11 protein-coding genes are annotated in these 15317 nt (G+C 73.9%); 5 read left to right on the forward strand and 6 right to left on the reverse strand.

The annotated features are described in order from the left end of the window. Positions 1-178 precede the first annotated feature (178 nt). From ACZ3TI_RS04355 to ACZ3TI_RS04365, 3 genes are all read left to right on the forward strand, one after another. Positions 179-1549 (forward strand): MFS transporter, encoded by a 1371-nt coding sequence (locus ACZ3TI_RS04355; protein WP_465723118.1) that lies wholly within the window; start codon positions 179-181, stop codon positions 1547-1549. Positions 1550-1581: 32 nt separating this feature from the next. Continuing rightward, positions 1582-2901 carry a cytochrome P450 family protein gene (locus ACZ3TI_RS04360; RefSeq protein ID WP_465723120.1) on the forward strand — a complete coding sequence of 440 codons (1320 nt, stop codon included), beginning with the start codon at positions 1582-1584 and terminating at the stop codon, positions 2899-2901. A 125-nt stretch (positions 2902-3026) separates the two neighbouring features. Continuing rightward, the gene (locus tag ACZ3TI_RS04365) at positions 3027-3986 is read left to right on the forward strand and encodes an L-tyrosine/L-tryptophan isonitrile synthase family protein (protein ID WP_465723122.1); all 960 of its coding nucleotides are present in this window, start codon (positions 3027-3029) and stop codon (positions 3984-3986) included. An 18-nt stretch (positions 3987-4004) separates the two neighbouring features. On the opposite strand, the gene ACZ3TI_RS04370 is transcribed toward ACZ3TI_RS04365, so the two are convergent. From ACZ3TI_RS04370 to ACZ3TI_RS04380, 3 genes are all read right to left on the reverse strand, one after another. Continuing rightward, a complete protein-coding gene (locus ACZ3TI_RS04370) occupies positions 4005-4805 on the reverse strand; it encodes an ABC transporter ATP-binding protein (RefSeq protein WP_465723124.1) in 801 nt (266 codons plus the stop codon). Further along, the gene (locus tag ACZ3TI_RS04375; protein WP_465723358.1) at positions 4802-5836 is read right to left on the reverse strand and encodes a FecCD family ABC transporter permease; all 1035 of its coding nucleotides are present in this window, start codon (positions 5834-5836) and stop codon (positions 4802-4804) included. The genes ACZ3TI_RS04370 and ACZ3TI_RS04375 overlap by 4 nt, the downstream gene beginning before the upstream one ends. A 138-nt stretch (positions 5837-5974) precedes the next feature. Beyond that, positions 5975-7057, reverse strand: a complete 1083-nt coding sequence (locus ACZ3TI_RS04380; RefSeq protein ID WP_465723126.1) for an ABC transporter substrate-binding protein — start codon at positions 7055-7057, stop codon at positions 5975-5977. Positions 7058-7179: 122 nt separating this feature from the next. Between ACZ3TI_RS04380 and ACZ3TI_RS04385 the strand changes: the two genes are divergently transcribed. Continuing rightward, a complete protein-coding gene (locus ACZ3TI_RS04385) occupies positions 7180-8001 on the forward strand; it encodes a helical backbone metal receptor (RefSeq protein ID WP_465723157.1) in 822 nt (273 codons plus the stop codon). Positions 8002-8144: 143 nt separating this feature from the next. Here the strand turns inward: ACZ3TI_RS04385 and ACZ3TI_RS04390 are convergent, their stop codons facing one another. From ACZ3TI_RS04390 to ACZ3TI_RS04400, 3 genes are all read right to left on the reverse strand, one after another. After that, positions 8145-10322 (reverse strand): hypothetical protein, encoded by a 2178-nt coding sequence (locus ACZ3TI_RS04390; RefSeq protein WP_465723185.1) that lies wholly within the window; start codon positions 10320-10322, stop codon positions 8145-8147. 207 nt (positions 10323-10529) lie between these two features. Continuing rightward, positions 10530-12116 (reverse strand): lipase maturation factor family protein, encoded by a 1587-nt coding sequence (locus ACZ3TI_RS04395; RefSeq protein ID WP_465723360.1) that lies wholly within the window; start codon positions 12114-12116, stop codon positions 10530-10532. 350 nt (positions 12117-12466) lie between these two features. After that, positions 12467-13543: a GAF domain-containing protein gene (locus ACZ3TI_RS04400; protein ID WP_465723187.1), complete on the reverse strand. Its 1077-nt coding sequence runs from the start codon at positions 13541-13543 to the stop codon at positions 12467-12469. A gap of 416 nt (positions 13544-13959) precedes the next feature. Between ACZ3TI_RS04400 and ACZ3TI_RS04405 the strand changes: the two genes are divergently transcribed. Further along, positions 13960-15231 carry an acyl-CoA dehydrogenase family protein gene (locus tag ACZ3TI_RS04405; protein ID WP_465723189.1) on the forward strand — a complete coding sequence of 424 codons (1272 nt, stop codon included), beginning with the start codon at positions 13960-13962 and terminating at the stop codon, positions 15229-15231. Positions 15232-15317 lie beyond the last annotated feature (86 nt).

Raw genomic sequence — 15317 nt, forward strand, 5'->3', positions numbered from 1 at the left:
CAGATTTCGAAATCTGTCAGCTGTCAGCTGTCATCCGATTCCTTCCGCCCGCCGAACGCCGCCGCCGAAAAAATCCCCCACGTGTTCGGAACCGGAGACCCCGCGCCCCCGACTGCTGTACCGGACCCCGCCGCCGAGGCGGTGTCCGGTACGGCAGAACGGGAACGGAGGGGCTCCGATGGCAGTGCAACAGCCTGCGGCCGCCGCATCACTGACGGATCGTCAGCACACGCCCGACCGCTGGAGCCTGGTCGTGGCCGCAGGCCTGCTCTCCTTCGTCGCGATGCTCGACATGAACGTGGTCAACCTCGCGCTCACCGACATCTCGGCCGGGCTGCACGTCTCCCCCGGGATCGCCCAGTGGGCCGTCCTCGGCTACCAACTCCCACTCGTCGCCCTGCTCCTGCCCGCCGGGCGGTGGCTGGACCAGGTCGGCACCCGGTCCGCGCTGCTGCTCGCGGTCGGCTGCTTCGCCGGCTGCAGCATGCTCGCGGCCGCGTCCCCGTGGGCGGGCTGGCTGATCGCCGCCCGCCTGCTGCAGGGCGCCTTCGGGGCCGTCCTGTTCGTCCTGATGCCGGTGCTCGCCGCGACCTCCGTCCGGCCCGAGCTGCGCGGACGGGCGATGAGCGTGCCCGCGACGCTCGGCCCGCTCGGCGCCGTCACCGGCCCGGTCATCGGCGGCCTGCTGCTGGACCACCTCAGCTGGCGGGCGATCTTCCTGGTCAAGCTGCCGGTCTGCCTGGCCGCCGTGCTGATCGTGCGACGGCACGCCCCGCGGCGCGGCGGGTTGCGCGCGCCCGACCGGGGTTCGCTCGGCGACGCCGCCCTGATCGGCGGTGCGGTGGCCGCCGTGCTGCTCGGGCTCACCCTGGCGCCCGACGCCCCGCAGTGGTTGCTGCTGACGCTGCCCGCCGTGCCGCTGGTGCTGCTGTGGCTGCGCCGGCCCGGCGGTCGGCCGGTGGCCGAGGTGCTGCGGGCCGCCGGGACGGCCGGGGTCAACGCCTCGGTGCTGGCACTCGCCGCCGGGTTCGCCGCCTGTCACTACCTGCTCGCCCAGCACCTGCGCGGCCCGCGCGGCGAGAGCGCCACGGCCACCGCGCTGACCATGCTGGCGTTCCCGCTCGGCATGGTGCTGGCGGGCCGGTTCGGCGGTCGGCTCGCCGACCGCTGGGGCGCCCGCCCGACCGCGCTCACCGGCGCCGCCGTCACCACGCTCGGCCTGGCCCTGCTCGCCCCGCTGGACACCGGCTGGTCCGCCCTCGACATCGCCGCCCGGCTCGCCCTCGCCGGCGCCGGGATGGGCCTCAACGGCGGCCCCACCCAGGCCCTGGTGATGACCGCGTCCCCGCCCGGGAAGCTCGCCACCGCCGGCTCCGCCGTCCAACTCGCCCGCAGCCTCGGCTTCGCCCTCGGACCTGCCCTCGCCACCGCCGCCGCGTCGACCGCGGACCGCGCCACCACCGGCACCCGCACCGGGATCGCCCTGGCCGCCCTGGTCGCGGCCACCGCCGTCGCCCTGCTCGCCCTGCACCGCCGCCCCAAGCCCTGACCGCCCCGCACCACACCGAAGGACCGCCCCAGATGACCGACACCATCCCCGACCCGTCCCCCCCGCGCTGCCCGTACGGCTACGACCGGCTCCCCTCCCCCGTACCGCTGTACGGTCCGGCGTACAAGAGCGACCCGTACCCGCTGTACCGGCGGATGCGCGAGGCGGGGCCGGTGCACCGGGTGGAGTTCCCGAGCGGCATCCACGCCTGGCTGGTCACCGGCTACCGGGCCGCCCACGCGGCCCTCAACGACCCGCGCCTGGGCAAGAACCACGCGCTGGGGAACGACGATTGGCGCCGGCTCGCGTCCATCATGCCCGAGCCCCAGCACTCGCAGCTCCAGGTCCACCTGCTCCACCAGGACCCGCCCAAGCACACCTCGATGCGCCGCCTCGTGCTGGACGCCTTCGCCCCGCGCCGGGTGGAGTCGCTGCGTCCCCGGCTCCGGGAGCTGGCCGACGCGCTGGTGGACGAACTGCCCGAGACCGGTGGCGCCGACCTGGTGGCCGGCTTCGCGGCCCACTACCCCTTCCGGGTGCTCGCCGAAGTCATCGGCCTCCCGGCCGAGTTGGCGGACCGATTCGACCGCGACTGGGGCAAGGTGGTCCAGCCCGTCGGACCGCAGGACCCGGGCCGCCCGGCGTACGAGGCGCGGCTGCGCGGCCTGCAGACGTACATCGCCGAGGTCGTCGCCCGCAAGCGCGCCGACTGCCGGGTCCCCGGCTGGGCGGAGTCCGAGGACCTGCTCGGCCGGCTGGTCGCCGCCCACGACGCGGGCGAGTTGAGCCGCGAGGAGCTCGACTCCATGGTGTTCCAGCTGCTGGTCGCCGGACAGGAGCCGGTCACCAACCAGATCACCACGATGCTGGTCACGCTGCTGCGCCACCCCGAGCAGCTCGACCGCCTGCGCGAAGGCATCGACGAGCCCGGCCTGCTCGCCCGCGCGGTGGAGGAACTGCTGCGCCACGACGCCGCGTTCGAGCTCACCACCTGGCGGTTCTTCGCCGAGGACAGCGACCTGTTCGGCACCACCGTCCCGGCCGGCGACTCGGTGATCGTCTCGCTCTGCGCCGCCAACCGCGACGACGCGCAGTTCCCCGAGGCCGACCGCCTGGACCTCGACCGCTCCCCCAACGCCCACCTCGCCTTCGGGCACGGCATCCACTACTGCCCCGGCGCCGCCCTGGCCCGAGCCGAACTCCAGATCGCCATCGGCACCCTGCTCACCCGCCTGCCCGGCCTGCGCCCCGCCGAGGCCCCCGGGGACGGCCTGGCCGACCTCGCCTGGATCCCCGCCGTCCTGGCCCGCGGGGTCAACCGCCTGCCCGTCGCCTACGACCGGCGCCGCTGACCGCACCATCGACCACTCCGGCCACCGCCGCCCGGGGACGCCCGGGGACGCCCGGGGGCGTGACCCGCAGCCCGGCTCCGCCTGCCCGCAGCCCGCATCACACCACCATCCGTGGAGGACCCGCCATGCCGCCCGTCGGCACCGTCACCGCTCCGACCCCCGCCACCGGCAGGCCCGATCCCGGGCGCCTCGCCGCCCGCGTCCTCGGCCTGCTGCTGCCGCACCGCCGCGCCTCCGACCCGGAGTTCGACGCCCGGCCGGAGCACTTCCCGCTCCAGCTGGCGCAGTTGACGGACTTCATAGCCGCCGACGAGCCGATCGTGTTCACCCTGCCCGGCTTCCCCTGCAAGTCGCCGAACCCCGCGAAGGTGCTCGGCCACCTGCCGGACGAGGGCGAACGCCTGTCGCTGACCTTCCTCGACCGGCTCTGCGCCGAGATAGGCCGCCTCCACGAGCCCGGCGCCCGGATCCTGATCTGCTCCGACGGGCACATCTTCGGCGACCTGATCGGTGTCCCGGACGAGCACATCGACGCGTACTCCGACGAGTTGACCGCGATGATCGCCCGCGAGGGCCTCTCCCACCTCGCCACCTTCGACCTGCGGGCCGTCCTCGGCGACCTCCCGTACGACGAGAAGCGCGCCCGGGTGCACGAACGGTACGCCCCGACCGTCGAGGAGTTGCGCGAGCAGGTGGTGACCGAGGAGGAGACCCTGAGGCTCTACCGCGGCATCACCCGCTTCCTCACCGAGGACGCCGTCGGCTTCCCCGGCACCCGCTCCGCCCTGCAGCGCGAATGCCGCCGCCGCGCCTACGGGGTGATCCAGCGCAGCCGCGCCTGGGGCGAGTTGATCGCCGAGCACCACCCCCGGGCGGTCCGGCTCTCCATCCACCCGCAGCCGGCCGGCGTGTCGAAGTTCGGCATCCGGCTGCTGGCGGCGCAGGACGTCTGGACCACCCCGTGGCACTCCTCGGTGCTCCATCGGACGGACGGGAACTGGGAGTTGATGCGCAGCGAGGAGGCCGCGCGGCTCGGCCGGCCGGTGCTGCGCGACGGCCGGCCGAGCCACTACGAGGGCCGCTGAGGAAGCAGCCCGGCGGGCCTAGCGCCCCGCCGCGGAGGCCACCGCACCGACCGGGGTGCGGTGGTCGAAGGCGATCAACGGGTCGCCGGTGAGCGGGTGTTCGACCACCGCCGCCCGCACCCCGAAGACCTCTGCCAGCAGCTCGGCGGTCAGCACCTCGCGTGGTGCCCCGGAGGCGACCAGGGCGCCGCGGTGCAGGACGTGCAGCCGGTCGCAGACCGAGGCGGCGGCGTTGAGGTCGTGCAGGGCGACCAGGGTGGTGCGGCGCTGCTCCCGCAGCAGGGCCAGGAGTTCCACCTGGTGCCGGACGTCCAGATGGTTGGTCGGCTCGTCCAGCACCAGGACGTCCGGCTGCTGCGCGAGCGCGCGGGCCAGCAGCACCCGCTGCCGTTCACCGCCGGACAGTTGGGCGAACCGGCGGTCGGCGGCCTGCGCCATGCCCACCCGGGCCAGCGCCTCGGCGGTGATCCGATGGTCCTCGGCGTCGTCGGCGGCGAAGGCCCGCTTGTACGGGGTGCGACCCATCGCGACCACCTCGCGGACGCTCAACTCGAAGTCCCCGCCGCGCTCCTGGGGCAGCGCCCCGATGTGCCGGGCGGACTGCGCGGGCTTGAGCTCCGCCAGGTCGCGCCCGGCGAGCAGCACCCGCCCCGCGCTCGGCCGCAGGTGCCGGTAGACGGTGCGCAGCAGGCTGGACTTGCCGCTCCCGTTGGGCCCGACCAGTCCGGCGATCTCCCCCTCCTCGGCGACCAGGTGGGCCCCGGACACCACGGTCCGCCCGGCCAGGGTGACGCTCAAGTCCTCGACGGCGATCCTCAATTGCGCTCCAGTCGTCGGTCCAGCAGGTAGAGCAGGGTGGGGGCGCCGAGGACGGCGGTGACCACGCCGATCGGCAGTTCCTGGCCGTCCAGGGCGGTGCGGGCCACGGTGTCGACGACGACCAGCAGGAGGGCCCCGGTGAGCGCGGACAGCGGCAGCAGGCGCCGGTGGTCGCCGCCGAGGAGCAGCCGGCACACGTGCGGCACCATGAGGCCGACGAAGCCGATCGCGCCGGAGACGGCGACCAGCACCCCGGTCAGCACGCTGGTGACGACGAAGACCTCGCGGCGCAGCCGGGCGACGTCCACGCCGAGCCCGGCGGCCGTCTCGTCGCCCATCAGCATCGCGTTGAGCCCGCGGGCGCGGGCCTGCAGCAGGGCCAGTCCGAGCGCCACCGCAGCGGCGGGGACGGCGAGTTGGGCCCACACGGCGCCGCCGAGACTGCCCATGAGCCAGAACAGCACGCCCCGGGTCTGCTGCTCGTCGCGGGTCTGCAGGACGAGGTAGCTGGTGATGCCGCCGAGGAACTGGGCGATGCCGATGCCGGCGAGGACCAGGCGCAGCGGGGAGAAGCCGCCGCCGCGCCGGGCCATCAGCCAGACCAGCGAGAACGCCGCGAGCGCGCCGGCGAACGCCGCCAGGGAGACGGTGAGGCCGAGCGCGCTGCCGAAGGAGAGCTGGAGCCCGAGGGTGGTGCCGAGGACGATGGTGGCGACCGCCCCCAGGGAGGCGCCGGAGGAGATGCCGAGCAGGTACGGGTCGGCGAGCGGGTTGCGGACCAGGGCCTGGACGGCGGTGCCGACCAGGCCCAGCCCGGCACCCACGAAGGCCGCCAACACGGCACGCGGGACGCGTAGTTGCCAGACGATGAGGTCGCGGGTACCGGGTTCGGGGGCCTGTCCGGTGAGCCGGCGGGCGACCACCGACCAGACCTCGCCGGGCGGGATGTCCACCGAGCCGAGCGAGACGGCTGCGGTCAGCGCGAGCACCAGGGCGACGGCGAGGAAGGCGGCCAGCGGCCCGGCCCGCAGCGTGCGGACCGGGGGGCGGGTCTCGGCGGCCTCGACGGCCTCGGTGGTCGCGGCAGCCGTGGTGGTCACGGGAGCGTCGGAGCCCTCGGAGGCCTCGGAGGTGTCGGAGGTGTCGGCGTGCTGGGCCGAAGTCACCGTTTACTGGCCGTTCTTGACGAGGTCGGGGTGGACGGTCGTGGCGATCTGCCGGACGGCGTCGGCGTTGCGCACACCCGCGATGGTGGTCACCTCGGAGCCGAGGCGGACGAAGTGTCCCTCCTGGACGGCCTTCAGGCCCTGGGTCGCGGGGAAGCTCTTCAGGAACGCCTCGGCGTCGTCGAAGGCCTTGCGGGTGGCCTCCTCGCTGCCCCGGTTGCGGACGGCGAGCTGGATCCAGTCCGGGTTCTTGGCGACGACGTCCTCCCAGGAGCCGGGCTTGAAGTCGGCGTCGCAGTCGGCGAACACGTTGCGCGCCCCGGCCTGGGTGATCACGGCGTTGGCGACCTGCCGGCCGCAGACCGCCACCGGCTGCTTGGTGCCGGCGTCGAAGTCGAAGACGAAGTAGCTCGGGCGCTGCCCCTCCGGTACGGCGGCGAGCGCGGTGCGGACCTCACCGACCTGCTTCTCCATCCCGGCCACCAGCTCCTCCGCGCGGGCCGCGGTACCGGTGACGGCGCCGAGCCGGCGGATGTCGTCCTCGATCCCAGCGAGGTCGGTGCGCGGCGCCTTGGCAGCCTTCGGGGTCCCGGCGCAGGCGGTGGACAGCAGGTAGACGTGCTGGATGCCGGCCGCCGCGTACTCCTCCTCGCTCGGCCCGGTGGCACCGCCGCCCATCATCGGCATCGCACTGAAGGTGTCGACGTAGAGGTCGGCGCCGGAGCCCAGCAGCTTCTCCTTGGGGATCGTCTTCTCACCCAACACCGGCACCTTGGCGCCCTGTTCGGCGAGGTCCGTCGGCAGGGTGCCCTTGCCGGGCGGGAAGCCGGTGCCGATCACCCGATCGCCGGCGCCGAGCCGGAGCAGCATCTCCAGGCTCGACGCGTTGCTGGTGACGATCTTCGTCGGCGCCTTGGCGACGACGGTCTCCTTGCCCGCGCAGTCGGCGACCTTCACCGGGTAGGCACCGGCCGGGGCGGCCTGGGCGGTGACGGAGGCGCCCTGTCCGCCCCCGCCCCCGCTTCCGCAGGCCGTGGCGAACAGGGCGACGGCAGCCGCGATTCCGCAGACAACGCGAGGGCGCATGACAACTCTCCTGGTCGGTGGTCCGTGCTCGGGCCCGTGCTGCGGACCCGGACCAGGTAGTCGGACGGCACGGGCAACGGGTTCCCGCCGAATCCACCGGATCTGCGACGTAGGCTGGCCGGATGGCCGACCCCACCGCCCCGCGCGACGACCTCGACCTCCCCGTCCGGCTCGGGCCGCGCCCGCCCCGCCGGGCCGTCTCGCTGGTCCCCTCGCTGACCGAGGCGGTCGCCGCCACCGCGCCCGGACTGCTGATCGGCGCGACCGACTGGTGCAGCCACCCCGCCGACCTGCCCGTCTCCCGGATCGGCGGCACCAAGAACCCGGACGTCCCGGGCATCCTCGCGCTCGAGCCCGACCTCGTCATCGCCAACGACGAGGAGAACCGGCGCCCCGACCTGGACGCGTTGCGGGCCGCCGGCGTCCCGGTCTGGGTCACCGACATCCGCACCCTGGACGACGCCTTCCGCTCCCTCCACCGGCTGCTGACCGTCGCCTGCCGGCTGCCGCGCCCTGCCTGGCTGGACCAGGCGGAGGCGGCCTGGGCACCGGTCGGAACGGGTCCGACGACCGGCGAGCCCGACGGCCCGAGGGCGATCGTGCCGATCTGGCGCCGCCCCTGGATGGTCCTCGGCCGCGACACCTTCGCCGGGGACCTGCTGCGCCGCCTGGGCCTCCGGCTCGTCCACGCCGACCACCCCGAGCGCTACCCCGCCGTCCCGCTGCCCGAACTGCTCGCCGAGCGAGCGGAGTTGGTCGTCCTGCCGGACGAGCCGTACCGCTTCACCGCCGGGGACGGCCCGGAGGCGTTCCCGGGCACACCGGTCGCCCTGGTCAGCGGACGGCACCTGACCTGGTACGGACCGTCCCTCGTCACGGCACCGACCGTCCTACGGCAGGCCCTCGGCCACCCGCTCCTACCGGGCCGGACCGGCACCTCGTAGGGCGACCGCGAAGCAGCGGGAGCAGTGGGGACAGGTGGTGACGAGCGGGGACGGGCGGGGGCCACGGAGGACGGTGCGAACACGGCGGGGCCCGGGACGCACGATCGCGTCCCGGGCCCCGACGATCCGGCGGTGTCCCCTCGTCAGCCGCGCGCGGCGGTGACGGCGGCGCCCAGCGCCTCCTTGATCCGGGGGCCGAGACGGGCGAAGCCCAGCTCCTTCATGGCCGCCCGCAGCAGCTCCTCCTCGCTCCGCTCGACCCCGTCGCCGTCCACCCACCGCACGACGGCGAGCAGCTCGTCGGCGGAGTAGGCGGTCACGGGGCGACCGGGCGTGAAGTCCGGCTTCGCGGGCCGGGCGGAAGCGTCATCGGCGGGGGCGGGCTCGGCGACGGGCTCCGACACGGCCTCGGCGACGGGCTCCTCGGCGGCCGACTCCTCAGCGAGGGCCTCGGCGACGGGCTCCTCGGCAGGCGCCTCGGGCTCGGCAGCAACCTCCTCCACGGCGACCTCGGCCTCGGCCTCGACCGCCGGCTCCTCGAGCTCTACGGCGACGGGCTCGGCAATCGGGGCCTCCGCCTCGACGACCGGCTCCTCGGCAACCGTCTCGGCCACCGGCTCGACGTCAGCCGGCTCCTCGACGACCACGGTCTCGAACTCGACCTCGGTCTCCGCAACCTCGGCTGCCGGCTCGTCTGCTTCGACAGCCGGCTCCTCGACCTCGGCCTCGACCTCGGCAGCGGGCTCCTCGACCTCGACGGCCGGCTCCTCCGCGACGACCTCGACCTCAGCCTCAGCCTCAGCCTCAGCCTCAGCAGCGAGCTTCTCGACCTCGACAGCCGGCTCGACCTCGTCCGGCGCTGCGGCCTCGGCCAGGGCGGCGGTCGCGGCGGCGACCAGGTCGTCGGCGGCCGGGGAGGGCGCCGGGAGGGAGACGACAGCGGCCGGGGCTTCCTCCTCCGTCAGCTCCTCCGCCGTAGCGGGCTCGACGTCGGCGGCGTCCGTGTCGGTGTCCGAGCCCGACACCACCTCGACCTCAGCCTCGGCCTCAAGCTCGACCTCGGCGCCGACCTCGGCCTCAGCCTCGGCCTCAGCCTCGACCTCGTCGGCCTCCTCGACCGGAGCCGTCACCGAGACCGGGACCTCCTCCACGAGCCCGTCCCGCTGGCCACCGGCCAGCGCCTGACGTGCCGCAGCCTCGGCCTCGGCGTCCGAGAGCTCGGCGTCCGACGCCTCGACGTCCGACGCCTCGACGCCCGGCTCCTCGGTGACCGTCTCCTCAACGTCCGACACCTCGACGTCCGACGCATCGACGTCCGACACCTCGACGTCCGACGCCTCGATCACCGGCTCCTCGACCACCGCCGACTCCGCCAGCCCGTCCCGCTGCCCGCCCGCCAGCGCCTGGCGGGCCGAGTACGCGGCCTCGGCGGCGCGGCGGTCGGCCTTGGCGGCGGCGAGTTCGGCGAGCAGTTCGCCGAGACCGGCCTCCTCCAGGGTGGCGCGCAGGCCGCGGATGGTGGGGAGGCGGTAGAGGGTGCCCTCGTCGGCGGCGAGCCGCTCGACCAGGTCGATGAGCTCCGCGAAGGGCAGCCCGTCCAGGTCGTGCTCGGGCAGCAGGCGGGCGAGGTCGCGCAGGCCGGTGTTGATGGCCTCGATGGCCTGGGCGGTGCGCTCGAGGAGGGCGCCGTCGGCGGGTGCGACCGGGAGGGTGCCTGCCGGGGCGAGGGCGGCCCAGGCGCGGCGCTCGATCTCGGCGGAGCCGAGGGCCTGGTGGAGGTCCTCGCGGCGGACGCGGCGGTCGGCGGCCAGGGCGGTGGCCTGCTTGCGCAGGGAGCGGCCGCGCAGCCAGGAGAGCTTGACGCCGTTCTCGCGGCGCCAGGCCTTGTCGGCGGTGGCGGCGGCGAGGGCCTCGAGGTCGGCGTCGTACGCGGCGGCGGTGAGGACGGCGGAGGTGGTGCGCACCCGCTGGAGCATCTCGACCAGGAGCGCGGTCTTGGCGACGGTGTCGGGCTCGTCCAGCTTGACCTCGGCGGCGAGGACGGTGACGGCCTCCCAGGTCTGCTGCAGGTCGCGGCCGCGCAGCTCGGCGAGCGCGGTGGAGGCGGCGCGGGCGTCCTCCGGGGTGGCGACGGTGTCGACGGCCGCGAACCAGGCGTGGGTGTCTGCGGTGAGGGTGAAGGCCCCGAGCTCGGCGTAGCGGCCGAGGTCCTCGCGGAGGTCGGGCTCCGCGGCGGCGTCCTGGGGGTCCTTGACGTCTGCGGCGTCGGCGACGTCCGCCGGGTCGGCTGCATCGGCGTTGCGCGAGTGAAGCACTGTCATGTGAGGTCCGGTTCTGGGCGACGGCGGCGGGGCTGGCGGCGAGGGGGCGGCGGACCGGTTGCGCGGAGGTGCCCCTGGGGCGGGGCGAGGGGGCGCGCGGTCGGCCTGCCGGTTGTGGAGGCCCAGAATACGGGTGCCCGTTCGAGCCTTGCACGCACCCACCGCCCCGACGGGCCGGTGTCGCATGCCGTACCGCCCGCCCGGCCGCTACTCGGGGGACCCACCCGGGTGGTCGGGCGCTGGTCCGGACGGGTGTCCGGGCCGCCGACCGGTGGACGGACCGGGCCGTCGGCCGCCCCGCCGCGGCCGCTCCAGCGGGACCTCGCGGACGCTCCGGCGCGGTCGGCCGAGCGGTGGTCGGTACCCGGACCGACCGAGGGTGACCAGGTCGACCGGCGCAAGGTACTCGTGCAGCGCGGTGCGGTGCCACCACGCGCCGGTTTCCCGCAGTTCGCGCCATCCGGTGAACCGGTAGAGGTAGAGGGTCGCCCGGACGTGGGTCGGCGGGGCGTCGGGGAAGGGGTTGTGGCGCAGCAGGCGCAGCGTGGCCGGGTCGCCGGCCAGCAGGCGGGTGACGAAGGGCAGGAACCAGGGGCGGGCGTAGCCGGGCGAGATGCCGGCGAACCACATCAGCCAGTCCAGCCGCAGGTGGTAGGGGGCGTACTGGCGCGGCAGGCGGTGCACGTCGCCCGGTTTGCCCTTGAATCCGTACTCGCGCCAGACCGTCCGCGGGGTGAGGTCCGTCTCGTCGGTGCCCTCGACCACGACCTCCTGGCGCAGCCGGTTGACGCTGCCGAAGGCGCCGTACGTGTTGACGAGGTGGAGCCGGTTGAAGGAGCGGTTCATGACCTGTCCGCGGGAGACCATGTTCCGTACCGGCCAGTAGCTGAGGACGACGACGCCCGCGGTGAGCGCGATCACCACCGCCTCGTACCAGAGCGGGGCGTCGGGGTAGGCGCGGGCGTGGACGGGCAGGCCGAGGCGGGCGGGTTCGACGGCGGCGAGGGCCAGGGTGACGGTGAGCCAGTTGAGCCAGGCGAAGTTGCCGGAGGCGATCAGCCACAGCTGGGTGGCGACGACGGCGCAGGCGGCGTAGGTCGCGACCGGCTGCGGGAGCAGCAGGGCGACCGGTACGACGAGTTGGACGAAGTGGTTGGCGGCGACCTCCACCCGGTGCAGCGGGTCGGGCAGGTGGTGGAAGAACCAGCTGAGCGGTCCGGGCATCGGCTGGGTCTCGTGGTGGTAGCGCAGGCAGGTCAGGTCGCGCCAGCAGCTGTCGCCGCGGAGTTTGATCAGTCCGGCGCCGAACTCGACCCGGAAGACCAGCCAGCGCATCAGCCACAGCACCAGGGTGGGCGGGGCGGTGTCGGCGTTGCCCAGGAAGGCGGCGAGGAAGCCGGCTTCGAGCAGCAGGGACTCCCAGCCGAAGGAGTACCAGGTCTGCCCGACGTTGACGATGGAGAGGTAGAGGCCCCAGAGCACCGCCCAGAACAGGAGGGAGGCCCAGAGCGGGACGGCGTCGCCGAGTCCGGCGGTGACGGCGGCGGCCAGGGCGGCGCCGCTCCAGGCGACGGCGGCGAAGAAGCGGTCGCTGTAGTGGAGGTGGAAGAGGCCGGGTGCCTGGCGGAACGGGACGCGGGCGGTGAAGCGGGGCACCGGCAGCATGCCGTCCGTGCCGATCAGGGCGCGGAACTGCGCGGCGGCGTTGAGGAATCCGATCAGGTAGAGCGCGGCGAGCAGGCGTTGGACGAGCAGCCGGCTCAGCCAGTCGTCGGGGGCGGCGAACCAGTCCATGCGGCCCATGCCTACCACCGCCGCCCGGCGGGCGGGCCCGGCCGGGGCGCCGGCGGTGGACGGTTCACCCGCTCGGCCCGGCCGAACCGCGCTGGGCCGTACGGCCGCGCCCTCTGCCAGGCCCGGGCCCGGGCCCCTGCCCCTGCCCCTGCGCCCGACCGACCCCGGACGGCACGGTGGCGGGGAGCCTCTCCTCGGGGGTGAGAGGCGCCCCGCCACGGCGGTGTGCGGTACGGGCAGTGCCGGTGGCACTGGTAGTGCGGACGGTGCGGACGGTGCGGGTCGTACGAGCAATGCGGGTAATACGGGCGAAGCAGCCGCTACGGGCGGGCGGGCGACGGGTCGGCAGTTCAGCTCGGCAGGACGATTCCGGTCCCGCCGACGGCGCCCGGGCGGCCGGTCGGGGTAGCGGCGCCGTTCTGCTGCAGCCGGTCGACCAGCAGCGCGGCCAGCGTGCCGAGCTCCTCCTCCGTGCGGGACTGCGCGGTGACGTCCATGCCGACGGTGAGGACACCGTTGACCTGGCCGGTGCGCGCGGTCCGCATCGGGGTGCAGGTGAAGCTGAAGATCTGCTGGATGCGCTGGGCCTCGGGGCGGGTCGACTGCACCCGGACGTCGTTCAGGACGGTGGTGCGGCCGGTGCGGTACGCCTCGGAGACGGCCTGCTGGAGGCCGGCCGCGCCGAGCTGCGGGTAGGCCTGCCCGATCGAGCCGTACGCCACCGGGGCGCCGAAGGTGTCGGCGTGCTGGGCGTTGGCGTAGCGGATCTCCTGACCGGGACCGTCGGTGAGCATGATGGGGAACGGGGAGCCGTCGAAGGCGGCGAACATCTCCTGCTGCTGGGCGAGCAGGTTGTCGCGCAGTCGGATCTCGGAGAGCAGCGCCTCGGCGAGGTGCTGGATGTCGCGCAGCCGCTCGCGCCCCCACTGCCGGGGTTCCCGGTCGAGGACGCAGACGGTGCCGATGACGGTCTTGGTGTCGTCGACGAGCGGGGCCCCGAGGTAGGCCCGGACGCCGAGTTCGTCGACGACCGGATTTCCGGCGAACCGGGGGTAGGCGAGGATGTCGTCCAGCGCGAGGGGCGAGCGCTGGGCGACGACGTGCGGGCAGAAGCCGTGGCTCAGGGGCATCTGCCGGGTGGGGAGGTCGAAGGCGATGCCCCGGTCCGCCCAGGAAGCCCCCTCCTCGGCCGCGATCTCGGGCGAGCTTGGCGGAATGTAGAGCCCCCGGAACATCTGGCGCTCGTCGTTGATGAAGTTGACCATCGCGATGGGAGCGCGGGTGATGCTGGCTGCCAGGTGCGCGAAGCGGTCGAAGGCCTCGTCCGCGGACGGTTCGTTGAGACCCAGGCTGCGCAGCCTGCGAGTCCGCTCGGACTCCCCGGCGGCACCCGGGAACTGGCCTTGAGTGCTCATCACATCAGTCATGGCGCACATGTAATCAGACATTCGGGCTCTTCGGTGCTACCGGTACCGGCCACCGCGTTTGCTGATGATCAGTCAAAGCCGCATGTGAGCGGACGTTCACCGGCCGCAACGAGGGGTAAGATCATTTCCCAGTCCGCGGCGGGGCGAAACGCGCGAGCGGGAAGGATGGCTCGAATCCCGCCAATCCAAGATCGGCTCTGCCCCGAGGGGCGCTCACATATGACAATGAGCCCTGCCGAAGACACGGACGGTATTCATCCCCTCTCGGGGCGGAACCGCTCCAGGGTCCGCATGCACCGATTGCACGGGGGCGATCGGCCCGCCACACCCCCACAGCTTCACCGATTCCACTGGGGCGGCCGCGGCATCGACGGCACGAACGGAGGCACGACACCCGCTGGACGAGAGGACCGACCATGGCGATGGACTACTTCACCGACGAACGACACGAGAGCCTCCGAGCGGAGGTACGCGAGTTCGCGGAGAAGGAGGTTCGGCCGGAGGTGGCCAGAATGGAGGCCGACCGGGAGGTCGAGTTCGAGCTCTCGCGGGAGATCGCACGCCGGGGCTGGATCGGTGTGACCATCCCCAAGGAGTTCGGCGGCCTGGGGCTGGGCCACCTGGCCAAGACCATCATCGTGGAGGAACTGGCCCGCGTCAGCGGCGCGATGGGCGCCGTGGCGCAGGCCTCCCAGCTCGGCGTCGCCAAGGTCATCCACTTCGGCTCGGACGTCCAGCGGCGCAAGTGGCTGCCGAAGTTCGCCTCCGGCAAGGCCCTGCCGACCATCGCGGTCACCGAGCCGGAGTCGGGCGGCCACGTGCTCGGCATGACCGGATCCGCCCGCCGCGAGGGCAACGAGTACGTGCTGAACGGCCGCAAGTGGTTCGTCGGCAACTCCCACATCGGCGACGTGCACGGCGTGGTCTTCCGCACCGGCAGGGGCAGCGGGGGGCTCTCCGCCTTCCTGGTCGAGAGCGACCGCCCGGGCTTCCGGACCGGCGCCCTCGGCAGCCAGGGCGGCCTGCACGGCTTCAGCTTCGGCGAACTCGTCTTCGAGGACTGCCGCATCCCGGTCGGCAACCGGCTGGGCGAGGAGGGGCAGGGCCTGGACGTCGCCTACTCCTCCTCCACCCTGTACGGCCGCCTCAACCTGGGCGCCGTCGCGCTCGGCATCCACGTCGCGATCGTCGAGGACGTCGTGCGCTACGCGGAGGAGCGGGTGCTGTACGGCAAGCCGCTGAACCAGCTGAACAGCGTCGCGCTGAAGCTGGGCGAGCTGCAGTCCAGGCTGATGACCGCCAAGCTGGCCGCGTACCACGCCTCGCACCTGCTCGACAACGGCAAGGCCTGCGACGCCGAGCTGATGAACGCCAAGCTCATCAACACCGAGTACGCGATGGACTCGGCCCGCAGCGCGATGGAGATCCTCGCCGCCCGCGGCACCCAGGAGGAGTTCAACATCATGCGCTACCTGCGCGACGCCACCCACGTCTACGCCCCGGCCGGCACCTCGGACGTCCAGCGGCTGCGGCTCGGCCAGTTCGCCTCGGGAACCTACGGCAAGCAGTGGTCGGCCGAACTGTCCGACCTGGCGAGCTGGGCGTGGACCGAGCTGAACGAGCGGGAGGCCGCCGAGGAGCGGCGCAAGCGGGGCGGACGGGTGGTCCCGATCCCGCTGGCGAGCTGACCCACCCCCCGGTCGAAACGCATGGCGGCGACCCTTCAGCATACGATCGCTTGACCTGTTCCTGACGACTCTCCGGGAGGCGGACC

The sequence above is a fragment of the Kitasatospora sp. NPDC023120 genome (genome assembly GCF_055560835.1).